The organism is Bacillus cereus group sp. BfR-BA-01382 (assembly GCF_022663475.1).
In the GTDB taxonomy this organism is placed as follows: domain Bacteria; phylum Bacillota; class Bacilli; order Bacillales; family Bacillaceae_G; genus Bacillus_A; species Bacillus_A thuringiensis_S.
Window position 1 is genome coordinate 1 of the sequence record NZ_JAKUFQ010000373.1, and the last position, 264, is coordinate 264.

Genomic DNA, 264 nt, shown 5'->3' on the forward strand with positions numbered 1-264 from the left:
TCGTGTTGACTACATACATATAAAGTTCCACCTGAAACTAGGCTAGTAAATATCTCAAATACTGAAGCATCAAATGATAATGAGGCAAATTGAATATTTCTACTGTCTGAATTCATTTTTGTTAAATTAATACTAGAAATAATAAAGTTACATAAGCTTTTTTGTTCAATTAATACCCCTTTGGGTTTTCCTGTAGATCCAGATGTATAGATTACATATGCCAAATTATCTGGTTTAACTTCAATTGTAGGATTTATATTTTTT

General features: G+C 28.0%; 1 protein-coding gene. It reads right to left on the bottom strand.

The window, feature by feature from the left end:
* Positions 1–264 (bottom strand): AMP-binding protein (locus tag MR160_RS34380; protein WP_242299259.1); only part of this gene is annotated, 264 nt, incomplete at both ends.